Here is a 24,967-nt window from a genome sequence, read left to right as displayed (position 1 = left end):
ACTACGCTACTACTAAGGGCTTAGTGGTAAGGGGATTCATGCTGGAGCTGTACCTTGACCGGAGATCCGGTCTGCCCACCTATCTCCAGCTGATCCGCCAGATCGAGCAGGCATTGAGGCTGGGGATGCTGACCCCCGGCGATCGGTTGCCGACCGCGAGGGAGGTCGTCGCACAACTGGCGATCAACCCGAATACCGTGCACAAGGCCTACCGGGAACTGGAGCGGGTCGGCCTCGTGGAGGTTCGGCCCGGTCAGGGGACCTTCGTTCTCCGGGGACTGGGAAGTTCGCCGGGAGACCGGAATCCGGCCCTGCGCACGGAACTCGAACGGTGGGTGGATACCGCCGTCGCCAGCGGTATGGAGGCGGCCGACCTGCGTGCGGTCTTCGACGTCGTGATGCGGGCCAAGGTGGGCGTACAGGGAGGAGAGACGTGACGGACGACGCGTTGAGCGCGGTCGGACTCGGCAAGCGCTACAAGAGGGGATGGGCGTTACACGATCTGTCGTTCACCGTGCCCGCTGGCCGGATCGCCGCGTTGGTCGGGCCGAACGGCGCCGGCAAGAGCACCCTGCTGCACCTGGCGGCCGGTCTGCTCTCCCCGAGCTGCGGAAGCATCCGCGTCTTCGGAGACGAGCCCGCTGAGCGCGAGGAGGGCCTGGCCCGGGTCGCGTTCCTCGGTCAGGACAAGCCGCTCTATCCGGGCTTCTCAGTTGAGGAGACCCTCGAGCTCGGACCACGGCTCAATCCAGTGTGGGACGGCAGGATCGCGCGGGAACGGCTGGCAGCACTCGGCATCCCGCTCGAGGCCAAGATCAAACACCTTTCCGGGGGTCAGCGCACCCAGGTGGCGCTGGGAATGGCTCTCGGGAAACGGGCCGACCTGCTGTTGCTCGACGAGCCCATGGCGGACCTGGATCCGCTGGCCCGCCATCAGGTGATGGAGTCCCTCATGGCGGCGGTCGCCGAGACCGGTATGACGGTCGTCATGTCCTCCCACGTCCTCGCCGAGCTGGAGGACGTCTGCGACTACCTGGTGCTCCTCACCGGTGGGCGCATTCGGTTGAGCGGCGGGATCGAGGAGATCCTCACCGAACACGCCGTGCTGTCCGGTCCGTTGGACGTGGCGGAGCGATTGGCCGGAAACGTGCACGAGGTCATCCGCACCTCCCGGAGTGAGCGAGGAGTCTCCTCGCTCGTACGGCTGGCCTCGCCGATCGACGGTTCGGGGCTCTCGGTCCGCACGCCGAAGTTGGAAGAGCTGGTTCTCGATTACATGCGGGGTGTGGAGGATCGGGCCGTACCGGTCCTGGCTGCGGAGGAGGTCCGATGATCTGGTTGGCTTGGCGCCAGCAGCGTGCGGTAGCGGCCGGACTGCTCGCCATCCTGGCCTTCTACGCGGCCATGGCCGTGTGGGAGCAGAGCACCTATCCAGGCATGCGCGGTTTGACCTCCGGACTCTCGCAGTACTTCTCCCTCTTCCTGGGCTTCTTCGTCGGCGCGCCCGCCGTGGCGCGGGAATACGAACTGGGTACCCACCGATTCGTGTGGACCCAGACGATCAGTCGCCGGCGCTGGTACACGACCCGAATCGCCGTCGCGGCCGCGGTGGCCGTGGCGGGCGTCGCCGGCCTGTCCGCCGCGGTGGCATGGGCAGGCCAGCGCCCCGAGGGCTGGTCCAGGTTCACCCAAGACCCGATGAGCCAGGCGTACTTCGACTCCCACGGTGTGACGCCGTTCGCGGTCGCCCTCTTCCTGGTCGCGCTCGGCTTCACAGCAGGTACGGTGCTGCAGCGCACCCTGCCGACGATGGGAGTCGTTCTGGTCGCCTGGATCGCCCTGACCACCGCTGGCCCGGCGCTCCGCGACCGGCTGCGGGACGAGGATCTGATGACCGGTTACTGGTCCTGGCAACTCGCTTACGGAGGAGCGCTGTTGGTGCTGGCGATGGCGATCTCGCTAGTGGGGCGCCAGCGGATGACCCGCCGCTGAGCCGTTGTGGACGATGTCCGGGATTCGGTCTTCGAGAATCGCCTGATAGGTTCTGCGAAGCTCGACTCCCGGATCCACACCCCAGCCCGCACTCAACGCGCGCCGGCCCGCGTGGTAGACATCGAGCGCATCCGACTGCCGTCCGCACAGATACAGCGTCGCCATGAGCTGGGCGCGCAGGTGCTCCCGGCTGGGTTGCTCGGCCACCAGCCGCGTGAGTTCCGGGACGATCCGTTTGTGCCAACCGAGCCCGAGGGCAGCGGTGGTCTTGTTCTCGATGGCGGTCAAGTACTCCTCGGTCAGCCCCGGTAGTTCGGCATCGGCCAGACATCGGGTCGTGTTGGTGAGAGCGGATCCCGTCCACTGCTCGACCGCTGTGCTCAGCAGGGCATGGGCCTGCTCGTACTCGCCGACCGCCAGCCGGGCGACACCCCGGCAGCTGAGGTCGACGAAGTCGTCGTAGTCCAGTGAGGCGGAGGACATGCGCAGTTGGTACGCGCCGTGCATCCTGACGATCTGCACTCCGCTTCCCAAGGTGCTGCGCAGTCTCGATATGTAGGTGTACAACTGTGCAGCCTGCGTACGTGGAGGGGTTGTCTCCCAGAGGAGTTCGCTGAATCGCGCGTCGTGCACCGTCCGACCGGGTGCCAGCAGGAGCGATGCGAGCACGGTCCGGGGCTTGACCCCGCCGATCCCCACCGCCTGACCGTTCAGATACGCCCCGACGGGGCCCAGGACTCGAAACGTCAGCGCGGCGTTCATCAGTGGTTCTCCTTGTCCCGCGGCCCCAGCCCGGCCAGCGTCAGCAGGAGGTCCTTGACTTCGGTGGCGGCCACCGCGGCACGGGCCTGGCGGTCGTCGGAACACAGGAGGACGGGGCCGTCCGAAGGGGAGGTCGGCAGCCTGCCGTGGCTGCCGCGTACACGTGACGGGTCGAGCGACACGACCTTCATGGTGTAGCGCATGCCGAGCTTCTTGCGGGCGAGGGCCGCGGCAGCACGCACCTTGACCAACGGGTCGGTGTGGTCGAAGTGGAGTTCGGCGGGGTCGTAGCCGGGCTTTCGATGGATGTCTACGATCCTGGCGAAGTCTGGGGCGAGTGCGTCGTCCAGCCAGTAGTAGTAGGTGAACCAGGAGCGGGGCTTCGCGACGGCCACCAGCTCACCCGCGCGCGGGTGGTCGATCCCATGGTCCTTCTTGCCGGCGTCGTCCAGGACTTCGGCGACACCGTCGAGTTCCGACAGCAGCCCCCGGACCCGATCGAGATCGCCCGGGTCCCGCACGTACACGTGGGCGATCTGGTGATCGGCTACGGCGAACGCGCGAGAGGACCAGGGGTCCAGGTACTCCATGCCGTCCTGGGTGTGGACCTCCAGGAGGCCTGCGCGACGGAGCGTGCGGTTGACGTCGACCGGGCTGTCGACGGGAGTGATGCCGTACTCGCTCAGTACCACGACGGTGGCGTCCGCACGCTCGGCCTCATCTAGCAGCGGCGCGAGCGCCTCGTCCAGTTCGGCGGCGGCCTCAGCGGCCCGACCTCCGTGCGGGTCGTGGCGCTGGAGCGCGTAGTCGAGATGAGGCAGGTACACCAGGCTGAGATCGGGCCGGTGCTGACGAAGCAAGTAACGGGCGGCGCCGACGATCCAGCGGGACGACGCGATCCCGGCCCTCGGCCCCCAGTAGTCGAACAGCGGGAACGGGCCTCCCCAGCGCGTGAGTTCGTCGTGCAGACTCGGCGGCCGGGTGTAGCAGTCGGGCTCCTTGCGGCCGTCGGCGTAATACACCGGTCGGGGCGTGACGATCCAGTCCACATCAGCGCCCATGGCGTACCACCAACAGACGTTCGCCACCGTGTAGCCGGGATGGACCCGCCGAGCCGCCTCCCAGAGCTTCTCGCCCTCGACCAGCCGGTTGTGCTGCCGCCAGAACAGCACCTCGCCCAGGTCACGGAAGTACCAGCCATTGCCGACCACGCCGTGCGCGGCGGGGAGTTCACCCGTGAGGAAGGTGGACTGCACCGAGCAGGTGACCGCTGGCAGCACGGGCTCCAGGCAGGCGCCGAAACCCCGGTCGCGCAGGGCGGAGAGACGGGGCATGTGGGACAGGAGTCGAGGCGTCAGCCCGACGACGTTCAGGACGACCAGCCGGTTCACTGGTGAAACTCCTTCAGGCCGAGCGCGGTCAATGTGTCACGTGTCCAAGCGAGTTCGGCGGCGATGCCGTCCACGAGCCCGGCTCGGTCCGGCGGGACCGGAAGCACCGACCAGGTGTACGTCTCGACGTCCACGTGGTCGGTCAGCGCGGTCGGCCCGCCAAACAGGGCGTCCAGAGTGGCGGTCAGTTCGCTCCGTGTCGACCGCAGGGGTGGGTCGGGCGTGGCATGCACCGGGATGTGGAAGTGGATTCGCCACGGGTGGTCCCCCAGCAGCGCTCCACCGAGCGCGTCGGGCAGGTCGTCGGCGCCGAGCACGCCGGACGCGGCACCGACGTCCGACATCCGGGTCTGGTGCAGGAAGCGCTCCTCTGCGAACCCGGCCAACACGGCACGGGCGGCCGGGTCGGCTGGATCATCGATGTGGAGGGCACAGGACGCCTGGGCCTTGACGATCGGCAGCCCGGCAGCAGCCAGCCGTGCGCACGCGTCGACCGGGTCCTCGAAACCGGTGGCGAGATGGCAGGCGTCGAGGCACACCCCGATGTGGTCGGTGGCCAGACGGCCCGACAGCTCGGCGGCTTGGGCGACGTTCTCCACGATGCAGCCGGGCTCGGGCTCCAGACCGACCCGGATGGTACGCCCGGTTTCGGTGTACAAGGCCGCGAGGCCGTCGGCCAGCCGGTCCAGGTGGTGGAACGCAAGGTCGGCCCGATCAGCGGACCAGGGGGTCCGCCAGGCCAGCGGTAGCGTCGACACGCTGCCGTGGTCGACGTCGTCGGGCAGCAGGCCAGCCAGGATGCGGGCGCAGTCGAGGGTGTATGACAGCCGGTCCGGCTCGGTCCAGTCCGGGCGGTAGACGGTCTTCTTCACCGATGCCGCGTGGAAACCCGTGTACGGGAAGGCGTTGAGGGTGACCACCTCCAGACCTCGGTGGTCCAGCTCGCGGCGGAGTCTCGTCAGCGCGCCCTGGTCGACCAGTGCCTGGGTCGCGGCGGTGCGGGCGAACCAGAGGCCGAGGCCGAGCCGGTCCGCGCCGAGCCGTTCTCGGACGGGTTCCGCGAAGTCGGCGAGCTGCGCCAGGATGCCGTTCAGATCCTCGGCGGCGTGGACGTTGGTGCAGTAGGAAAGGTGGACGGTGGATCCGTCCCGGTGGCGTAGCCGCATGCCGACTACACCTCTCCGCGCTTGATGGAATTGCCCGCGTAGTCGTCATGCGCCGGATCGCTCTCGTCGGTCAGCTGGAGCCGTCCGCTCTGCCCGTAGAAGTCGATCGGGTTCTGCCACAGGACGGTGCGGACGTCGTTCTCACCGAAACCGGCGGCCAGCATCGCGTCACCCGTTCGGCGCGGTGTGAGGGGATCGCTCCGGCCCCAGTCGGCAGCTGAGTTGACGAGCATTCGGGCGCTGCCATACTCAGCCAGGATCGAGACCGTGCGGTCCACGCTCATCTTGGTGTCCGGGTAGACGGAGAACCCCATCCAGCAGCCACTGTCCGCGACGATGCGCGCGGTCGGCTCGTTGAGGTGGTCGATCAGGACCCGCTCCGCCGGTATGCCGGACTCGCGGATGACATCGAGGCTGCGCCGGGTGCCGGCGGCCTTGTCACGGTGCGGAGTGTGCACGAGAACGGGCAGGTCGTACGTCAGCGCGTGGGCGAGCTGGGCGGCGAACGCCTTGTCCTCCTCCGGGGTCATGGAGTCGTACCCGATCTCTCCGACGGCCACCACCCGGTCCTTCGTCAGGTAGCGGGGCAGCAGATCGAGCACGCCGGTGAGCCGGGGATCGTTGGCTTCCTTCGGGTTGAGGGCCAGCGCGCAGTGGTGTGCGATGCCGAACTGGGAGGCCCGGTAAGGCTCCCAGCCCAGCAGACTGTCGAAGTAGTCCTCAAAGCTGCCGGTGTTGGTGCGGGGCTGGCCGAGCCAGAAGGCGGGTTCGACCAGGGCCCGGACTCCCGCCGCAGCCATCGCCTGGTAGTCGTCGGTGGTTCGCGACGTCATATGGATGTGGGGGTCGAAGATGTCCATGGCACTCACTCCCTGGTAGTGGGTCCAGCTCCGATGAACGGCTCGATGTCGGACGGAACGGCGCGGCCGGCCGCCCTGCGCTCCTCGGCGTAGTCGGTCAGCATGCGGGTCAGTTCCGGGTCGGCGCGCTCGTCGAGTCCGGTCACGGCGACGAGTGGAATGCCGGAGAAAAGGCACTTGAGGACGGCCTGGCGGAAGGCCGCGGCGTCCAGGTGCCGGGCTGCGTAGTCACCGAGCGCGGCCGCGATCAGGCGAGGGTCGTTGGTCCGCAGGGCGTCGTGTACGAGCGGGAGGGCCAAGGCGCCAAGCGTGTTTCGCGAACCGAAGCAGGAGAGGGAGCGCAGGACGCCGCGACGTTCAGCCGCGTCCCCTTGCCAGTACAGCCGGGACAGTGCGTCGGCCAGCGTGGCGCCACGCCACGGCACCCTGGCGAGGAGAAGGGCGCGGACGGCGTCGTCGACGGTCCTGCCGACTGGGGGAGGCGGGTCACCGGGCAGCGGTTGGCGGCCGCAATGGCGGCCGGCGCTCGTGAGCAGCGTGTCTATGCGGGACGGGTCGGCCTCGACGGCGGTCAGGGCCTCGCGCAGCCAGCGTGCGGCGACGGCGGGAAGCCGGGCCGACATGGTCTCGGTTTCGGCTGGTACGGTCACAGGACTCTCCTATGGGCGGACCTGAACAGGGCACGCGGAGCGTACGGCGGTGTGCAAGAACTGCAGCGAACGCCGGGCGACCTCGGGCGCCGCGTGACTGTGCCGGGGCAATTCGACGGCGACCAGCCCGCCGTATCCGATGTCGGCCAGAGCATGGAGGACAGGGGGAAAGTCGATCTCTCCCGCACCGAACTCCAGATGGGTGTGGTCTCCGCGCCGCATGTCGTCTATCTGGACGTTGACCAGGTGGGCGGCCGCCCGGCGCACGCAGTCGGTGATGGACTGCGGCTCCAGACAGCGGCAGTGGCCAATGTCGAGGGTGAGCCCGAAGACGTCGGGCCCGCCGAGGCGGCAGCGAAGTTCGTCGAACCGGTCGAGGGTGTCGATGAACATGCCAGGCTCAGGCTCGAAGCCCAGGGTGACGTCGTGGTCTGCGGCGTACTCGGCCAGCCCGGCGCACCCGGCGGTCAGCCGATCCCAGGCCTGATCCTCCGAAAGTCCGGCGGGTGCCGCCCCGCTCCAGAACGAAACCACATGCACGCCCAGGTCGACCGCGATCCGTACAGCGCGGCGCAGGAGGTCCGCACGGAGCTCCGCCCCCTCGTCCGAGAGCAGCGTCGGATAGTGCTTGCGCATCGGGTCCAGCAGGTAGCGACCTCCGGTCTCGATGACGGCGCTGAGGCCGAGTGTGTCGAGGCGACGGGCGATCCGGGACAGCCGGGGGACCAGGTCGGTGGAGTAGGGGTCGAGGTGGCGGTGGTCCAGGGTGAGGCCGACGCCGTCGTAACCGAGATCGGCGAGGACCGCGAGGGTGTCCTCCAACGAGTGGTCTCCGAAGCCATTGGTGCCATAACCGAATACCAGTTCGGTTACGCGGGCGGGGAATGATGGCACTGTCATCGCGAACGTCTGTCTCCTCAGCAGTGGAACGAGCCGCAGGGTGCCCCATCGGCACACAAGGCGCTGCGTGCCGTGGGTGGCGTCGGCTCAGGCGCAGTTCAGGTGGGGGACACCCGCCTACCGAGTCTGCTGGCGAGCGGATAGCCCAGGGCGATGAGCCCTGCGATCGCGGGTCCGCCCGCTCGCGACGCGAGCGCGGCCTGAAGCGGCATCAGCCCGTGAATTCCGGCGGCCACGGCATGCCGCACCCGTTTCGCCGAAGGATCGCGCGACACGGCGACGAGGGCTCTGCCGAAGCCTGCGAAGTAGAGCCCCGCCAACGTCGTCGTGACTGCCATGTCCATCTCCGGCGCGCGCCGCACCCCGGCGGTGAGGCCTGCGCAGATGGCCCCGCTGACCCCGATGGCGGCCACCGGCAGCATCCCCGGGTCGGCATCGACCTCATGCCTGCTCAGCTGCGAGACGACAGCCGTGTGCGCCGCCACCGCTGCGATCGCGGGCATGGCGGTTCGGATGCTTCCGCTGCTGGAGGCCGCCCCGGAGAGGACGTTCAGACCGCGCGCACCCGCCATGGACAGCGGCCCGAACGGTGTTGACTTGAGCGCCAGGTCGTACGACCAGACGGCGCCGGCCAAGGCGGTGGCGGAAACCAGCCCCCGGCGACCCCCCGCCTCTGTGCCGAGCCCGATACCGGCGGCCGTCAAGCCGATGGCCAGGGCGAGCGCGGTTCCCGGCGACACCGTTCCGGAAGGGATGGGACGCTCAGGGCGCTCCAGAGCGTCGATCTCCCGGTCCTTCCAGTCGTTGAGGGCCATGCCGGCCCAGTAGAGACACACCGAGGAGGCGGCTGCTATCGCGGTTCTCGGCCGCAGTGGTTGTCCGGCGGCAAGCGTCCCAGCCAGGACGTCACCCGGGACGGTCAAAGCGGCCGGAGCCCGCAACAGTTGCGCGACGGGGTGCAGCCGCCGCACAGCCACGAGGAGCTTCCGTCTATCGGGCACACCTCTCACGAGCCCACCCTGAGGCCGCGTGCCCATGTCGCCAGAGTGGTGAACTGCCTTTCCAGGCTGTTCTCGTGGCTGCCGACCGGGTCCTTGAAGAAGAACGCCAGCTCCGGCACCGGTCCCTTGCACCGTGCCCGCTGCGCCGTGGCCATCAGCCGTGCCAGGTCCAGAACGAGGGGTGCGGCGAGGGCGGAGTCGCATCCCTGCCAGGTGAACTGCATGGACATCCTCGTGCCCAGGAAGCCTTCAAAAACGATGTGGTCCCAGGCGGTCTTCCATTCGCCCAGCGCCGGGACGTTGTGGATGTGGACACCACCGTCGACCGGATAGCCGAGAATCCTCGGCAGGACCACAGCCTTGCTGGACGCCTTGCTGTTCACCGGTCCCTCGGCGTCGAGGGTGGCACCGTCCCCGCCGCCGAGCAGATTCGTCCCGGACCAGCCTCGGACCCGAAGCGCGCGGCGGGCGAACATCGGTGCCAGGACCGACTTGACCAGCGTCTCGCCGGTCTTGCCATCGCTGCCAGCCCAGGGCATCCCGCGCTCGTGGGCCAACTCCGCAAGGGCCGGAAGACGCGCCCCGGTCGACGGGGTGAAGTCGATGTAGGGGCAACCTGCGGTGAACGCCGCGAAGGCGTAGAGCGAACTGCTCGGCAGCACGGGTGCCTGCGCGCGAGCGTGCGGCTCCTCATAGAGCGAGCACCTCAGCGCGGTCAGGGAAGCATGGGCGGGGTGCGGGACCGCAGGTCCCTCGGTGGAGGACACGTTCACCACGACGACGGAGTCGAGGTCGTTCCGGCTCCGAAAGTCCGCAAGATCGGCCGCCAGGGAGTCGACGATGTCACCAGGGCGGATGTCCTGCTCGCCGCTTGTGCCCCGGCGGATCCTCGCGTCCACAGCACGCAGGTCGTCCTCGACCAGGCCGGGAAGGCCGGCCGGTAGAACGCCGTCCGTGACCAGTTGCTCGGCCCGCTTCACCAGGTCGATGTCGCTGATGTCGTGCCCGCCGCAGACCACCTCATCGAAGCGTGGCAGGGGGACGCCTTGGAAGTCGTCAAGCGTCGTGACGCAGCCGAGCGGTGCGCCGAGGCCCGCTCGAACGGCCGCGGCTCCCGCGGCGACAGTGGTGGCCACCGATCCTCGGGCTCCGATCAGCCACAGGCCGGTTCGCATGGGCAGCCCTGCCTTTCCTGTTGGGTTGGAACCGATCATTCGTACGACCCAATGCATCCATGGCTCTGGGCAGGGAAGGCATGGCGCAGCCGTTGCGATTCGAGGAGTTCGGCTGCACAGATGCCGAATAGGAGCCCGGAATGCCGTTGCGGCTACTGAACCCTCGCGGTGGATCGTCGCGCCGGCCGACGCATGGACATCCGGCTTCGCAACCTGCTCGGAGTGGCAGGCTTCAGGGCACCGAATTCCCGGCCGCCACCGGCGGTGGAAACGACATATTCGGCGGCGCCATTTTGTTGGACGATGGTGATGGCCTTCAGTAGCCAGACGCCGGACCATCGGCGTCAATGAGCTTTCCCAGCGCCTCTTCCACGTCGTAGGCCTGAATCCAGGAAACGTCCTCGACCATCTGACCAAGGGGGGCCTGTCCCGGTCCTGCCACACTGTTGGGCGGCGACGCCGCGGACAGCCGCAGCGTGCCGCCGCCCCGTGAGCCGAGTTGCACGCGGGCGGTGTGCGGGCGGCGCAGCGCCTCGTACCGGAGCAGCCCATCGACCAAGGGGGAGCCGCCAGTGGGCAGGTCCCGCTGCCGCGGGCGCTCCGGCCGGGTGAGGCAGTACGCCAGGGCGACAGCATCCTCGATCGCTTGGCCGGCGCCTTGGCCGTGATGGGGGAGCATGGGGTGAGCGGCGTCGCCGAGCAAGGTGACCCGGCCGTTTGACCAGCATGACAGCGGCTCGCGGTCGAACAGGGGCCAACGGCCGACCTCGGTGATCGCGTCGAGAACGCTGTCCACATCGGCATTCCAGCCTGCGAGGGCAGTCGCCACTTCCTCCGCGCTCCCGGCAGCGCTCCAGGATTCCGGTTGCCGTCCCGAATCGGGAACCACGGCTACGAAGGCCCAGGCGCTTCCACCACTGACGGGACAAAGAAGGAGTTTCGCCTCGGGGCCCGGCCAGATCAGCAAAGTCTTGGCGGGAAGGTCCGGTACCGAATCGGCGGGTACTAGGCCACGGAAAGCACTGTTCCCGGAGAAGGCCTTCGCATCCGATTGGGCTACAGCCCTGCGCACCACCGAATTGACACCGTCTGCACCGACCACCGCATCAGCCTGTGCCGAATCGCCGTCTGCGAAGTGGAGTCGAACGCTGTCATCTTCCTCGTTCAGCCCGGTGAGGCGACTGCCCAGGTGCAGCCGTGCATCGCCGAGTTGTTCGGCGAGGATCCTGTGCAGATCTGCTCGGTGGATCGTGTAGTAGGGCGAGCCGAATCGTTTCTCCCAGGTCGTACCCATTGTCTGCTGGGTCAGGATGCGACCATTCTGCCAATGCCTGACTTCTAGTGCTGCAGCACGTACGCCGACGGAGTCCAGCTGACTGCCCAGGCCCCAGCGATGCAGAATTCTGGCACCGTTAGACCCGAGATGGAGCCCGGCTCCGACCTCCTGTAACTCGTCTGCCTGCTCGAAGACGGTCACATCGCAACCCGCCCGTGAGAGTGCTATCGCAGCGGTGATGCCCCCGATCCCCGCTCCGATGACGGCAATGCGTAGTCTGGCCTTGCTCATTCAGTGCTCCCCCGATTGCAACTGACTGATGGCTGTTCTGTTTTGCCAGGGTTTGAGACGAGTGCTGTGATCCCTGGCCATCCCCATTGACTGGTCCAGGAAAGGTGTACTGGTCTGGCGAGCGAATCAGGCCGAATGCGGACAGAAGGGCGACGGCGTGTGGAGTGTCAGCAAAACACCCCGGCGGTGCTGGCTTAGGCGACCAGGTGCTTCTGCCTTGCGTTGTAAGGAAGTTGATCGCCAGTGCGCCGTCGAGTTCGTAGCATAGGCATGGGCAGCCAGTTGGTTCAAGTGCGAAGCGCCCTTTCCGGCAAGGGACTTCGCTGAGCTTGGCAGTCTGCGAGGTAGACGCCCCGCGGCCCCGCGAGGCGAACGCGCGGGCGGGTCCGTTAGATCACATCCGGCCAGGCGTCCGCGGCCGGCGTCGAGCTGCTCGTGGGCGTAGGCGGCGATGTGGTCGTGGGCGAGCTCCTCCAGGCGCAGCTTGCCGAAGACGGGTATCAACTCGCGCAGCACGTAGATGCGATAGCGGGCGTGACGGCTCGGAGCCGGTCCGTCTGGGCTTGGTCGAGGGCTCGGGCGAGGGCGTTGACGGCCTGGTCGGCGGAGTCCTTGAAGAGGTGGCCGTAGAGGTTTCGTACGGGCCCCTGTGGCCAAGTGTGTGGCCCGATGAGCGGCGGTCGCGCGTTTCTCGTGGTGGGGCCGGCACGGTCGACCGCGGTGGAGAGTGCCGTCACAGCCTCGTCGGCCAAGTCCTCGGGGAAGGTGCCCGTAGCGGCTGATGGTGATGGCGCGGGTGGAGCGGCGCAGGCTCTTGGAGGCGATGGCGAGGTCGTGTTCGCGCGCAGGTCGAGGCCGACCTGCACCGCCGAGATACCTTCCGGGCCTGATGCTACGCGGGTGATTCCTTCCCGGGCGGGAAGGCTGCCGGGTCCCAGGTGTAGAGGCGCCAGGTGCCGCCGTCCAGCGGGACGGGCACCGGTTGACCGGTCTCGTCCTCCCGGATCCACCGAAGGCTGATGGAGCGTGCGGCACCATCCGGGGCCGTCAGGTCCACCGCGACCGTGCATGCCGCGGCTGCCCGGAAGTCCAGGCCCCGGATCGTGAACGCGCTCAGCCCGTGGTCAGCGAAGGCGAGCCGTACCTGACGGGGTGCGGCGTTGCCGTACTTCGTATGCACATCGGCCGTGACCAGGGCCGCCATGGCGCCGAAGTTGCGTGCGGTCCACGCAGTGAGGAAGCCCGAAGTGGCGGTGTGGACGGGGTGGGTCGCGAACCCGTCGTCTCGGGGGCTGAGTTGGAACGGCTCGAATGCGGTGACGGCTCTGTTTGTCCGTCCCTGTTCGGCGATGCGGGCGAAGAGCTCCCGCCAGGTCGGTTTCGTCGGAGCGGGTTGCTGCTCCTTCTCCCGTGCCCGGGCCCAGTCGGCGACGGCCATGAGGCGGTTCCATGCCTTGGTGGCGACGACGATGTTGTCGTAGTTCAGGATGCTGCCGTGCACGATCCCGTTGCGGTAGAGCTCGTACACCGGCTCCTCAGTGGTCGCGCTCCTGCCCCTGGTGAAGGTCCGGTGCGCCCTGGCGAGGCCCATGTGGTGGCCGACGACGCTGTCCCATGCCTTCAGCTCCTCCGCCTGCCGTGCGTGCAGCCCCTTGCGGACGGTCTCGAACTCATTGACGAAGCCGTCCATGACGCTCAGAAGGACGTGGACGGTGGAGTAGTAGCGGCCGGCGAAGTAGTCCGCCTTGGCCTTCTCCACGAGCTCCAGCCGCTTGCGCATGGCAGGCAGGCGGTTCAGTCCGATCGTCAGGTGGAACAGACGGTCCGGATCGTTGTAGTGGGCGATCAGTGCGGACTCGGCCTCTTCGGGACTCGTCGCGGTTGCCACCAGCTCGGAAGCGAACGTTACGGAGATGGTGTCGTGGTAGATCCAGTTGCGTGGGCCGAGTAACTCGTAGAAGCCGTCGACGGTGTCCGCGATGTGATGGAGGTCGCGGCGCATCTTCGCGACGTCGGGACGCCGGGCCGCAGGTATGGCGTAGCGGAGCAGACGAAATGCCTCAAGCTGTTGAGCTGCCTCCATGACGGACGGCAGGTCCCTGGCCGATCGGTAGTCCATGTCGGAATGCTAGCCAGAGGTGCCGACAGGTCTGGTGCAGGGAACTGCGGCTCACCAGGGAGGGGTTGGCCGGAGGTGGAGGTATCGGTGGGGCGGCGGTACGGTGCCGGGCATGACTGAGCAGTGGACTTCGGCGATGTCGTTTCCGAGCTTCTCCCCTCACAACCCTGACGGGTCGTTTCCGGAAGTCGCTGATCGCCGCGAGCACATCGTTGAGGTCGCCATGGCCTGGCAAGGGCACAGTGCCCGGGGCGGCATGGCTGGGTTCCGGTCCTTTGACAGGCTGCACGCGGCGGGGTCCGCGGACGCCGTTGAGAGCGTGAACCGTGTTGTCGAACTGCACGGCCTCATGGGCAGTATCGGGGAACAGTTGTCCCTTGCCTACGCTGCGGAGCAGGACGCGCAGCGGTGGCTGGCCCGCCCGATCGTGGGAGACCCGAGCGACCTCCGGCAGGTTCGGATCGGGCGGGAGCGCCATCGAATGGCTGCCCGCGGCCTGTGCGAGATGAGCACGCACTTCTCCCTGGCCGCCACACACAGCCTGGCCAACGCGGTGCTCAGAACGGTTCTCCTCGACCCGGCGGCAGCAGCCGTGGTCAATTCTTCGAAGTTCGGTAAGGACGGAAAGGGATTCCCGCCAGGGACAGACGGCAAGGGCGCATGGCCAACCTTCTCTCCGGCCGCCACCTTCTGGTCCTCGTCCCTGGATGCGGCCGCGAAGGCTGCCAGGCCTCCCCAACGGATGTCCGCCGTCGTCACACGCCTGATAGAGCTCCAGCGCGACCACCGCTTCATCAGCCTGGACCGCCGACGCGGCATGGACTACCACCGGCACCGCCCACAGTCGCTCAGCCACGCCTCTCCCCGCCACGGGATCGCTTCTCGGGAGAACACGACCGTGACCGTCGATCTTGCCCCGGCGAGCGACGATGCGGCGAACGGCGAGAAGGAGGTACACCGCATCGCCGCCGACGCGCTCATCATGCTGGCCGACACGATGGAGGAACTGAGCCCGCTGATCGCGGACGCAGCCCGTTCGCGCCAGGTCGACTGGTAGGGCGGTCGGTGCCGCAGGGACGCGGTTCTGGCCTCACCAGATCGGGCAGGCCCGCCGAGAGGAGGACGGAAGTTTGCGCCGACCGCTGTGGAGAGGAACGGCGCCCCACCTGGAAGAAGGCCCTTCCGGGCAGTGCAGGGATCCTGTTTGCGGCCATGGCGAGAAGCGGTGACGCCCGTCGGCGGGTACGCGAGCCGGGGCGCCAGCCCCAGCACGGCCGCCACCCAGCCTCCCTTCCAACGGCAGGCAGGGCTGGCAACCGGCCCGGTCACCAACGGATTCCCCCGAAGCACCGTCCTGCAGCGACCACAAGACCTAGCCTCTCGTCAGACAGCCAGAGCGCAGAAGAGGGTGGGAATGGGGCGCGGCGAGGGAAGTCCGACGACGGATACCCCGGACGACGAAGGCAGTGGAGCCGCACTGCTCGGCGGGCTGATCGTTCTCGGCACCGCCATACAGACTGCGGCCTGGTTGTGGGGACACCCTCTGGTGGCAGCGGCAGCCCTGGCAGGCACTGCTGTGATGCTCATCGGCCTGCGTTGGGCACTTCGGCGAACCGGCCTCGGCCCGGTGGTGCGCAGGTTCCTCCAGTCGCTGTGGGCGCTCGTCCGCACAGGGCTCTCCGCACGCTTCACCCGCGCCCGCACCCTACTCGCGGAAGCCGTCACCGACCGCATCGAGCAGTGGGCCCGCCGGCCGTTGAACCAGGCCGCGCCGGCCGAGCCTGCCGCGTCGTATGTGCGGCGCTCCCTCGACCACACGCTGGAGGCGTTCCAGGCCGCCGCGCCGGTCCGGTTCGAGGAGATGTGCCGTGAGCTGCTGGAACGCGACGGATTCAGCAATGCGCAGCGGGTCGGCGGGGCCGGGGACCTCGGTGCCGACGTCGTCGCCAAAGACCATCTGGGGCGGCGTGTGGTCCTCCAGTGCAAGCGGTACGCGAACGCGGTGGGGTCGGAAGCCGTGCAGAAGTTCAACGGCACCGCCCGGCCGGTGCACGGAGCAGCCGTCCCGGTCGTCGTCGCCCTCAACGGCTTCACCGATCCTGCGGCCGCCTTCGCCAACCAGCAGCGCCTTCACCTGGTCGACCGCGAGCGCCTCGCGCGCTGGGGCGCGGGCCAGCACCTCTACGACGTCCTGGAGATCGACCGCGGAACGGGGCGGCGGACCTGATCGTCGGCTGTCACCCACCAAGTGGCCCACTATCGGCAGCGGTGCTGGCGCGTGCCCTCATCGCTGGAACCGGCCGATGTTGTCGGTGCTGGGCCATAGGCTTCCGGGACCGCCATCGACAGGGGGCTTCGTGTACGAGAACTCGCTGAACGGACACGAGTGCGGCCGTCGGGTACGGTGATCGGCAGAGCCGGGTCCGGGCCGCCGACAGCATCGGCGGAACCAGCCACGGTCGATACCTCCACCACCGTCCGGGGACGCGTCAGCAGCGCGTCCACCAGCGGAACTCCACACCTGTGCGGCACCACTTTGCCCACCCCCTTCCCACGGAGTCCTCCGCATGCCCCAGCACCATCCCACCGCCGTGCCCCGCGACTTCTTCTGCGAGCACACAGCCAGCAAGAGCCGCGTCCTGGCTCTCGTCGGCCACCAGGACGGACCGGACTCGCTCCAGGCCGTCCTCACCTGCCGCGATCCCGAACTCGCCCAGAGCGCGGCCGAACTGCTCCGCGCTCTGCGTTCGCGCTCCCGCACCCCGCTGGAGGAACGCGTCGAGGACCTCTGCGCACGACTCCCTGACGCGCTGGCGGCCTCCTTCCGGCACGCGGTGGCCCACACGCGCGCCGGAACCTGGCCAGCCGCTGCGGCATCAGTGTTCAACTGGCCCGAACACCCGCACGGCTTCGACGGCAGGAGGCCCGCCGACGACCAGGAAACGCGCCTGGACGACGCTGAGGGAGATGAGACCGACGGTCGGGCCGATCGGACGCCCCACGACGCCCGGCTGCGGGACCTCGCAGGCCCGGTCGTCCGCCTCGCCGTGCTTCGGGAATTCCACGTCCACGACCGGACGGCCCTGCTGGACGCCGCCACCGACCAGGGCTGGCGCCCGCTGCCAGCCGAGGAACTCGACGAGGACGACCCGCACGACGTGGTCGGCGCGGTGATGTGGCTCGCCGACTCCGGAGCCGAGATCGAGGGCGCCGACAGCCTCCTCGACCTCGGCAAGGCGCACCGGCTGCGGTCGGCCGAGGGCCACGAAGTGGCCCAGTGGAGCCCGGAGCCCATCGTGGAGGACTTCGGCAAGGGCTGGCTACACCGGGCCGAGGTCCAGTCCGGCGACAGCCACCGGCCCGAGGAACGCGTGGACTTCGCCGCGCTGTTCGCGGCGGAACCGCTCCACTGCGAAGACCCGGAGTGCGAAGACGAGGGCTGCCTGTGGCAGCTGACCCCCCGCACCGCGGACCTGCTCCACACCGCGCTCACGGTCCTCGCCGATGAGGCATACGACGACGCCGAGGAACTCGGCGACAACCGCCTGGTGCAAGACGACCATGAGGGCAACTGGGGCGTGTTCGCACGCATGCCGAAGCTGACGTTCGCCGCGGACCTCCAGTGGCGCCGCCGGTTCGCCCGCGCCGCCGACGACCTCGCCGACGACCTCGAACACGGCCGGTGGCCGCAGCCGACCTGCACCGCCGAAGAACTCGCCCTCCACTTCGCCCTCGAGGACGCCCGCGACCTGCGGGAGGAACTCGGCGATACGGACGACGCCGACCACGCAGCGCTGCCGGTCCACCGTGACGACTACGACTTCGACGCCTGCACGGACATGTTCTTCCAGGACACCGACGTACTGATGCTCTACGACGCCCGGTTCGACGGTATCGAGGACCCGGACGGCGAGACCAATCGGCAGATCGGCATGGGAGACCTGCGAGCGGAGGCCTGGTTCGACCCGTTCGGGGACGTGCAAACCCGCGACCCGCACCGCGGCTTCCGCCGCTGAACGATCAGTGTGCCGAGCGCAGAGCGGCGGGGCCGGGTGTGAAACGCCCCGGCCCCACCGCTGCTCCCCGGTCGGAGAACGACCGCCCGAGACAGCTCCTGGGCCCGGCACCCCGCCTCGTCGGCTTACCGCACAACAGTGCTTTGCGAACGGACGGCCGAACAGTTCAGGGCGGCCTTCCTCGGCATCCATAGGCCCGTGATCTGTGGCATCGTGCGACCACGTCCCGATCCCCATGGCCGCAGGGTCCCCGGGGATGACTCGATCGACCCGGTGAGACCTCCGGCGGCTTGCCCGAAGGTGTCCGACCAGTCACTCTCTGCGGATGGTCAACAGGTGCCGTGCCATGAAGAAGGACGGAAAGCTCTGCAAGAACCGGGTGAGGCAACAGGGCCTGCGCTGCCACCAGCACCAAGGCCTCCCGGGCGGCAGGCGCCCCCTCGGCCCTTCACCGCGACGAGCCGCGAACTCCCCCCAGCCACGCCCCACCGACACGAGGACCCGCCGCCCTGCCTCCACGGTGAACCGCCCCTGCCGTAGCGGGCGACCTGTTCCCACGCTGGCGCCGAGAACCCCTGTGATCCCGGTCCAACGCCGTCCGCAGCGGCCTGAGCGGCCCGCACCGCGGGTGGTTAGCCGGGCGGAGTCGGACAGCGCGGCGCAAGTCTGCGTCCAGCTTGTCTCCGACGGCGGCAGCGACGCGATCACCTCCCAAGCACTGCGCTACACGAGCGAGTCCACCTGGAACGCCCTCCTCGAACAGCAGCGGGGGAGGGGCTGCGAGGCCCTCGCCAAGCTCGCCCGGGCACTGCTCGACGGCAAGAAGTCGTTGCACGGCATGGTCGGCGCCGTCATCGGCCGACTGTGGGCGGCCCTGGGCCGGCCCCGGATCGAGCAGGTCTTCGCCCGGGAACTGGCCACCCGGGTACCACTGCCGTTCGGGTACGAGGTCGCCGTCGCGGCACGCGGCCTCCAGGCGGCCGGCATCGTCATCTGCTTCACCGGAGGCGGCCCGATGCAGGACTGCGCCTGTCTGAAGGACCTCCTCGTCAACGAGGGCAGAGCCCAGTTCGAGAACCTGCTCCACAGCGCACTCCACGACTGGAGCGAACTGCCCACGCGCATGCACGACCCCCTCGCGCTTCCCGGTGCCACCCCGGCGTGACCATGCGGAGAACACGCCAGGACCCGCCCACGCCGGCCTTGCCCGTCGGCTGACCGACCCTGTCGCACGAACCCTAGCCACACCGAAACACCCGGCGGGCCCGAGTGCCGGTAACCCGTTGGGCAGCGGCCCGACCTGCCGCCGTACGATGAACAGGGCGCTGGACCGCGCGCGCCACGGGTATCGATTGTCCGAGGCGCTCGTTAGAGTGGCGGGCCGGTCTGCTGAAGAGGAGTGTGAGGTGCGTGGCTGCCACAGCTGACCACCTCAAGGCGCTCCTCAACGCCCACGCCGCCGGCGACGAGGACCGTTTCTACAGCATCGCCCTCCAGGTTGCTGCGAAGTCGGCGCGCCAGGGCCACGGCAAGCTCGCCGTCGAACTCCGGGAGATCATCGACGCCGCCCGCGCCGAGAAGATCCCCAGGCTCGCCCCGACACCGGTCGTCCAGCCCAGGGGCGAACTCGCCAGCCTCCTCACCGCCGGGTACCCCGACGTCAGCCTCGACGACATGACCCTCGCCGACGACGTCCGCACCCCCCTGGACAAGGTCCTCCACGAGCAACGCCAGCGCGCCCGCCTGGAACGCTTCGGCTTCACCCCCGTCCACCGCATCCTCCTGTCAGGACCACCCGGCACCGGCAAGAGCATGACCGCCGCCGCACTGGCCAAAGAACTCTCCCTGCCCCTGTTCACCATCCGCCTCGACGGACTAATCAGCCGCTTCATGGGAGAGACCGCCACCAAGCTCCGCACCGTCTTCGAAGCCGCCGCCGAGACCCGCGCGGTCTACCTGTTCGACGAGTTCGACGCCCTCGGCGCCGAACGCACCGCCAGCAACGACGTCGGCGAAGCCCGCCGCATCCTCAACTCCTTCCTCCTCTTCCTCGACGAAGCCCCCACCGAGAGCCTCGTCGTCGCCGCCACCAACCACCGCCACCTCCTCGACCGCGCGCTGTTCCGCCGCTTTGACCTCGTCGTCCACTACGCACCACCCTCCCCACAGCAGGCGATCGAGATTCTGCAACGACGCCTAGCCGGAATGGACACCACCGGCGTACCTTGGTCCGACCTGATCACCAAGGTTGACCAGCTCAGCCACGCCGAGCTGGTCAAGGCCGCCGAATCTGCGGCCAAACGCGCCATTCTCGGAGGCAACGACGTGGTCGACCAACACCTCTTGACCGAAGGACTGGACGAGCGGCACGCGCTGCGCCATGCCTGACCCGGCCCCGTCGCGGTTCACCCCGCACCTGCTGGTCCTTTGGGATCCGAAGACACTCACCGCGAAACCCTCCGGGTCCACCTGGGGCGGGCAGTTCGCCGACCGGTCCGCTGACCGGCAAGGCCATGTGGACCGCCTGCTCGACGGCCTCGAAGAAGCCCGGAAGGCCTCCACCGCCGAGCGCCGGGACGTGGACGCGGCCGAACGGGCGAGCGGTTTCGCGATCCGGGTGGAAGCCGCCGACACCTACGACCTCCAGGTCGACAGCCTCGCCAACTCCGGGCTGACGCTCATGAGCGTTCACGAGGCAACCGACAACAGCCCGCAGGAAGCCGTCATCTGGATCCCCGACGGGCGGGTCCAGGCGTTCGCCGAGAAGATCGGCCAGTTCACCCAGGACACCCCGAGCGGCAAGCCGAAGCAGCAGGCCGCCGTCGCCAACGCCGAACGCATCCAGCACGCCCTGCTCGACCACCTCTGGCAGGACGACGCACGACTGCCGGACATGAGCGAACACCGCTGGTGGGAACTGTGGTTCGACCCGGGCATCACCGACACCGACCAGATCGCCGCCCTCCAGCGCATCGCCGCCGCCAACGGCTGGCCGATCGCCGACCGCTCGATCACCATCGGCGACTACCGGGTCGCCCACGTCGCCACGATCGGCACCCAGCTCAAGATGCTCCTGGCCACCAACGCCTGCCCCTCGGAAGTGCGGCAGCCCAGCTTCGCCGAACAGATCCATACCACCGCCCGCACCCTCCAGCGCGACCTCACCCTCGACCTCGCGACCCGGCTGGAGCACGCCGCCGCCGACGCGCCCGTCGTGTGCATCCTCGACACCGGCATCCACCAGGAGCACCCGCTCCTCAAGCAGGCCCTCGCCGGCCGCGCGCAGAGCGTGTTCCTCCACGAAGGACCTGACGACAACAACGGCCACGGAACGAAGATGGCCGGCCTCGCCCTCCTCGGTGACGTTGCCGGGGCCCTCGAATCCACTGGCACCATCACGCTCGCCCACGGCCTGGAGTCCGTCAAAATCCTCCCTCGGCAGGTCCGCCACGACGACACCCCGCGAAGCCATGCGGAAGTCACCGTCAACGCGATCTCCGACGCCGAGACCGGCACCGTCGACCAGCCGCGCGCCCGGGTCTTCTCGATGGCCGTCACCCAACGCTCCACCCCCGAACACAACGGCACCGACGGTCAGGCGAGCCTGTGGTCCTCCTCCCTCGACGCCCTCGCTGCCGGCACCGACATCGCCGTCCACGACGACCGCATCGAACTCCTCGGCGCCCCCGACCCCAGAGCCTCCCGGCTCATCGTCGTCTCGGCCGGCAATGTCCGCGAACACCCCATCACCCATCTCCGCCAGGACGACGGAACCCTGCACCACCTCACGCTCTGCGATACCTCCCCGATAGAGAACCCAGCCCAGGCCTGGAACGTCCTGACCGTCGGCGCCTACACCGACTTCGCCCAGCCACCCCAGGACGCCATGTTCGACGGCTACCGGCCCCTGGCCGCAGCCGGTGAACTCTCACCCTTCAGCCGCACCTCCGTCGCCCTGCCGCCGAACACCTCCATCAAGCCGGACATCGTCCTCGAAGGCGGCAACCTCCTCGTCGACGCCGACGCCACCCTCACCGAGGAACACGACATCGTCAGCCTCACCACCACCCACCACGGCTTCGACCGGCCGCTCACCACCGCCAACGCCACCAGCGCCGCCACCGCCCAGGCCGCGCGCCTGGCCGCCATCGCCCACGCCGCCTACCCTGCTCTCAAGCCCGAGACCATCCGGGCACTCCTGGTCCACGAAGCACGCTGGACCAACGCCATGACCGACGGCATCCTCAAGGCGAACGGCCGCCGCCGCACGGGCAAGGGCAATGGCAGCAAGGACTTCGCCCGCACCGTGCTGCGCCGCTACGGCTGGGGAGCGCCGACCGAGGAACGCGTCCTGTCCAGCGCGACCAATGCCGTCACGCTGATGATCCAGGGCTCCCTCGTCCCGTTCCGCCGCGACAAGGGCCGCGTGCAGCTGGGGGAGCTCAAGCTCCACCAGCTGCCCTGGCCCCGCGAGCAGCTCCTCGACCTCGGCGCCACCCCGGTCGAGCTGCGCGTCACCCTCTCCTACTTCGTCGAACCCAACCCCGGCCGGCGCGGTGTCATGGGCCAGCACACCTACGCCTCCCACAAGCTGCGGTTCGCGATCAAGGGGTCCCTGGAGAACCTGACGGACTTCGAAGGACGCGTCGCGAAGGACGCGCAGGCGGCGAACGACGGCATGACCACGGTCGGCAAGTTCGAGGGCGACAAGGCCTGGCTCGTCGGCTCCGACAATCGCAACCGCGGCTCCCTGCATGCCGACATCTGGAGCGGCACCGCCGCCGAGCTCGCCGACTGCGGAGCCCTGGCCGTCTACCCGGCCGGCGGCTGGTGGAAGTACAACAACAGGTCCGACCGCGTCGGCCGACCGGTCTCCTACGCCCTGCTCGTGTCCCTCACGACACCCGAGATCGAGACCGACCTCTACACGCCGACCGCGGTACGGCTCGACGTACCCATCCCGACCGACCTGGCCGCGCGAGTAGAGACAACCTCCGGAATCCCCGTGCAACTGCCCCTGGACTGGTAGACCTCGGCACGGCCCCGGCGGCCGCCCTCCAGAGCGGCACGCAGCGCTCTGCGAAGCCCGGGAGGGCAGCCAGCCACGAGGCCTGAAGGCCGCCCTCCCGGAGACCCCGGCCAGGCGCAGCTACGCCGGACCGGCGAAGGTCTCAGGTCGTGGCTACCGCTACGCCGCCAGCGGCAAGTCGTCGTCGCCACGGGGGACGGCTCGGAGCCGGTCCGGCTGGGCCTGGTCGAGTGCCCGGGCGAGGGCGTTGACGGCCTGGTCGGCGGAGTCCTTGAAGAGGTGGCCGTAGAGGTTGATCGTGGTCGCGAGGGTGGCGTGGCGCAGGGTCTTGGACACGACGGCGAGGGGGATGTTCTCGGCGATCATGATGCTGGCGGCGGTGTGCCGCAGGTCGTGCAGTCCGATCTTCGGGAGGTCGAGTTCGGCGGTGCGTCTGCGGAGCTGATCGAGGACCCACTGGGGCCGCAGCGGGGTTCCGCCGGGGCGGGCGAAGACCAGGCCCTCGAGCCGGGCGTCGGGGTGGGCGGCCATCTGGATCGCGGCCTGGCGGTGGAGGGCTGCGATGACTCTGGGGGAGAGGCTGATCCAGGCGCGGCTGGCCTCGGTCTTGGGCTCGCGGAGGTGGGTCTTGCCGTTGTCGATGGCGGCGAGGGTCCAGCGGACGTAGAGCTTGCGGTCCATGAGGTGGACGTCGGACCAGTGGAGGGCGAGGACCTCGCCGCGGCGCATGCCGGTGCCGAGCATGACCTCGAACAGATCGGTGAGCTGGTCCGTGTACTGCTCGGCGCCGTGCTGCAGGAAGGTCGCGGCCTGCTCGGGGGTCCAGCAGGTGCGCTCGGCGGAGCGGGGCTTGGGCGGCACGGAGTGCTTGGCCGGGTTGTAGCGCAGGCGCCAGGAGCGCACGGCGGCGTTCAGTGCGTTGCGCAGGGTGGACATGGCCCGGTAGACGGTGACGCGTCCGCGGTTGGCCTCCAGCTGGGCGGCGACCCAGACGTCGATGTGTTCCGGGCGCAGGTCGAGGAGCCGGAGGTGGCCGAAAGCGGGGATGAGATCCCGCTCGACGCACGCGGCGTAGCCGGCGTACGTGTTCGGCGCGAGGTGCGGTTTCCTCGTGGCCAGCCACTCCCGCAGGTAGCTCGCGACGGTGGTGCGGCGGTTCTCGTAGACCCCGCGCAGCTTACCGTCCAGCACCGCCCTCATCTCGCGGGCCGCCTCGGCGCGGGTGGCGAACCCACCGCGCCGGCGGGTCTTTCGCTTCCCGTCCTCGGGGGCCAGGTCGACGCAGTACGTCCACGACCCGTGACCCGCCTCCTCCAGCAACCGCACACACCACGGACCCAACTGCCTCCCGTTCCCGTCCGAACAACCACACCGCCGGTACACCCTGCCCCGCTGCGCACGCTGTCCCATGAGCTTCCCCTTCTCTCGGACTGGGTGGTGCCTCTGGGGCAAGAGTGGCTGCCGTGTCGGGTGTGGCGGCAGAGCGTGCGGGGCGGTGCACGAAGCACTCAGAACCAGACGGCGAAGACACGCTCAAGACGACACGCCGCCCGGAAGATCACGATCCGTAGCCAGCGGGTAAGCGACCGTGATCCGCTCGCAGGAGCCGGCCCCGCGAGCTGGCCGGCGCCGCCGAAATGGCGGCCGTCGAGCTCGCGTGATGCCACCTGCTGAATGGCCGACAGATTCCGGTCGCGGGCAGTGACAGCAGTGGGGTGGTCGGCCTTGGGACCACTTTGGGACCACCCCTGATGAGCGCCCATGGACGCTGATGATCCGAAACGGACACTTGTGCACAAAGTAAACACTGAGCAACCGTCGGCTGCTTGCCGTGTCATCTCCATCGAGAAGTCCCAACTCACTTTCACCTCAGGATAGTTGAGCACCGAGAAAGCCGAGGCCTTGAGGTCTCAGCTGCTGGGGGTCAAGGGGTCGCAGGTTCAAATCCTGTCGTCCCGACCGGCATTTCTGCAGGTCGGAGGCCGTTCTTATCGAAATGATAGGAACGGCCTTTTCCTTTGGTGGTCGCAATGTGGTCGTGAACGCCCGTTCACATCGCCTCGCTGAGCACGTTTCCGCAGGCCCGGCCCCTCCGACCTGGTCGTGACGGGGCATTTGTTCATTCATCCGGGAATCCGCGTGCCGTCGATCGCGGACTGGTTGCCCCTTCGGCGCGGAAATGGGCCCGGATTCGCGGGAAATGGGCATGCCGACAGAACCTGCGGCGTCATCTGCTCCGACGGGCCGCACGTTTATCGGGTGTCAGCTATGAGCCGGGAATCCCGGTTGCTTGTCGGCCCTGGTGGCCGGAGCGGCCAGGAGCGCCGGGTCGGCTGCGG

General features: G+C 68.7%; 20 protein-coding genes. 9 read left to right on the top strand and 11 right to left on the bottom strand.

Annotation, left to right across the window (positions count from 1 at the left end):
* Positions 1-38: 38 nt before the first annotated feature.
* Genes ACFU9E_RS32465 through ACFU9E_RS32455 form a run of 3 tightly spaced genes read left to right on the top strand, consistent with a single transcriptional unit; the run spans position 39 to position 1,992 of the window.
* A complete protein-coding gene (locus ACFU9E_RS32465; protein WP_380679321.1) occupies positions 39-437 on the top strand; it encodes a GntR family transcriptional regulator in 399 nt (132 codons plus the stop codon).
* Entirely contained in the window at positions 434-1,333 is a 900-nt protein-coding gene (locus ACFU9E_RS32460) for an ABC transporter ATP-binding protein (protein WP_380679324.1), read from the top strand. Before ACFU9E_RS32465 ends, ACFU9E_RS32460 begins: the two co-directional genes overlap by 4 nt.
* Entirely contained in the window at positions 1,330-1,992 is a 663-nt protein-coding gene (locus tag ACFU9E_RS32455; protein WP_380679327.1) for a hypothetical protein, read from the top strand. The genes ACFU9E_RS32460 and ACFU9E_RS32455 overlap by 4 nt, the downstream gene beginning before the upstream one ends.
* Here the strand turns inward: ACFU9E_RS32455 and ACFU9E_RS32450 are convergent.
* From ACFU9E_RS32450 to ACFU9E_RS32405, 10 genes are all read right to left on the bottom strand, one after another.
* Positions 1,960-2,754, bottom strand: a complete 795-nt coding sequence (locus ACFU9E_RS32450) for a BTAD domain-containing putative transcriptional regulator (protein ID WP_380679330.1) — start codon at positions 2,752-2,754, stop codon at positions 1,960-1,962. The genes ACFU9E_RS32455 and ACFU9E_RS32450 overlap by 33 nt on opposite strands.
* Positions 2,754-4,145, bottom strand: a complete 1,392-nt coding sequence (locus tag ACFU9E_RS32445; RefSeq protein WP_380679333.1) for an alkaline phosphatase family protein — start codon at positions 4,143-4,145, stop codon at positions 2,754-2,756. Before ACFU9E_RS32445 ends, ACFU9E_RS32450 begins: the two co-directional genes overlap by 1 nt.
* On the bottom strand, positions 4,142-5,311 hold the full coding sequence (gene eboE, locus ACFU9E_RS32440; RefSeq protein WP_380679336.1) for a metabolite traffic protein EboE: 1,170 nt from the start codon (positions 5,309-5,311) through the stop codon (positions 4,142-4,144). The genes ACFU9E_RS32445 and eboE overlap by 4 nt, the downstream gene beginning before the upstream one ends.
* A 5-nt stretch (positions 5,312-5,316) precedes the next feature.
* Positions 5,317-6,171 carry a TatD family hydrolase gene (locus tag ACFU9E_RS32435; protein ID WP_380679339.1) on the bottom strand — a complete coding sequence of 285 codons (855 nt, stop codon included), beginning with the start codon at positions 6,169-6,171 and terminating at the stop codon, positions 5,317-5,319.
* A 5-nt stretch (positions 6,172-6,176) separates the two neighbouring features.
* Positions 6,177-6,821 (bottom strand): EboA domain-containing protein, encoded by a 645-nt coding sequence (locus ACFU9E_RS32430; protein WP_380679342.1) that lies wholly within the window; start codon positions 6,819-6,821, stop codon positions 6,177-6,179.
* 9 nt (positions 6,822-6,830) lie between these two features.
* Positions 6,831-7,643: a sugar phosphate isomerase/epimerase family protein gene (locus ACFU9E_RS32425; RefSeq protein ID WP_380679345.1), complete on the bottom strand. Its 813-nt coding sequence runs from the start codon at positions 7,641-7,643 to the stop codon at positions 6,831-6,833.
* Positions 7,644-7,819: 176 nt separating this feature from the next.
* Entirely contained in the window at positions 7,820-8,692 is an 873-nt protein-coding gene (locus ACFU9E_RS32420; protein ID WP_380715560.1) for an SCO3242 family prenyltransferase, read from the bottom strand.
* A gap of 35 nt (positions 8,693-8,727) precedes the next feature.
* Positions 8,728-9,936, bottom strand: coding sequence for an inositol-3-phosphate synthase (locus tag ACFU9E_RS32415; protein ID WP_380715556.1), 1,209 nt, complete (start codon positions 9,934-9,936; stop codon positions 8,728-8,730).
* Positions 9,937-10,213: 277 nt separating this feature from the next.
* On the bottom strand, positions 10,214-11,464 hold the full coding sequence (locus tag ACFU9E_RS32410; RefSeq protein WP_380679354.1) for an FAD-dependent monooxygenase: 1,251 nt from the start codon (positions 11,462-11,464) through the stop codon (positions 10,214-10,216).
* Positions 11,465-12,356: 892 nt separating this feature from the next.
* Positions 12,357-13,583: a hypothetical protein gene (locus ACFU9E_RS32405; RefSeq protein ID WP_380679357.1), complete on the bottom strand. Its 1,227-nt coding sequence runs from the start codon at positions 13,581-13,583 to the stop codon at positions 12,357-12,359.
* A gap of 112 nt (positions 13,584-13,695) precedes the next feature.
* Here ACFU9E_RS32405 and ACFU9E_RS32400 point away from each other — a divergent pair, with 112 nt between their 5' ends.
* From ACFU9E_RS32400 to ACFU9E_RS32375, 6 genes are all read left to right on the top strand, one after another.
* Entirely contained in the window at positions 13,696-14,640 is a 945-nt protein-coding gene (locus ACFU9E_RS32400) for a hypothetical protein (protein ID WP_380679360.1), read from the top strand.
* Positions 14,641-14,997: 357 nt separating this feature from the next.
* Positions 14,998-15,810, top strand: a complete 813-nt coding sequence (locus tag ACFU9E_RS32395) for a restriction endonuclease (RefSeq protein ID WP_380679362.1) — start codon at positions 14,998-15,000, stop codon at positions 15,808-15,810.
* Between the two features lie 340 nt (positions 15,811-16,150).
* Positions 16,151-17,599, top strand: coding sequence for a hypothetical protein (locus ACFU9E_RS32390; protein WP_380679365.1), 1,449 nt, complete (start codon positions 16,151-16,153; stop codon positions 17,597-17,599).
* 628 nt (positions 17,600-18,227) lie between these two features.
* A complete protein-coding gene (locus tag ACFU9E_RS32385) occupies positions 18,228-18,764 on the top strand; it encodes a hypothetical protein (RefSeq protein ID WP_380679368.1) in 537 nt (178 codons plus the stop codon).
* Between the two features lie 245 nt (positions 18,765-19,009).
* A complete protein-coding gene (locus ACFU9E_RS32380) occupies positions 19,010-19,987 on the top strand; it encodes an AAA family ATPase (protein ID WP_380679371.1) in 978 nt (325 codons plus the stop codon).
* Complete coding sequence (locus tag ACFU9E_RS32375) at positions 19,980-22,628, top strand: S8 family peptidase (protein WP_380679374.1); 2,649 nt, start codon at positions 19,980-19,982, stop codon at positions 22,626-22,628. The genes ACFU9E_RS32380 and ACFU9E_RS32375 overlap by 8 nt, the downstream gene beginning before the upstream one ends.
* Before the next feature lie 159 nt (positions 22,629-22,787).
* Here ACFU9E_RS32375 and ACFU9E_RS32370 read toward each other — a convergent pair whose 3' ends face one another.
* Positions 22,788-23,948, bottom strand: a complete 1,161-nt coding sequence (locus tag ACFU9E_RS32370; RefSeq protein ID WP_380679377.1) for a tyrosine-type recombinase/integrase — start codon at positions 23,946-23,948, stop codon at positions 22,788-22,790.
* Between the last annotated feature and the right edge of the window lie 1,019 nt (positions 23,949-24,967).

Source organism: Kitasatospora sp. NPDC057595, from assembly GCF_042800875.1.
In the GTDB taxonomy this organism is placed as follows: domain Bacteria; phylum Actinomycetota; class Actinomycetes; order Streptomycetales; family Streptomycetaceae; genus Kitasatospora.
Note: the sequence above shows the minus strand (reverse complement) of the source record. Positions and strands in the feature narration are given on the sequence as shown.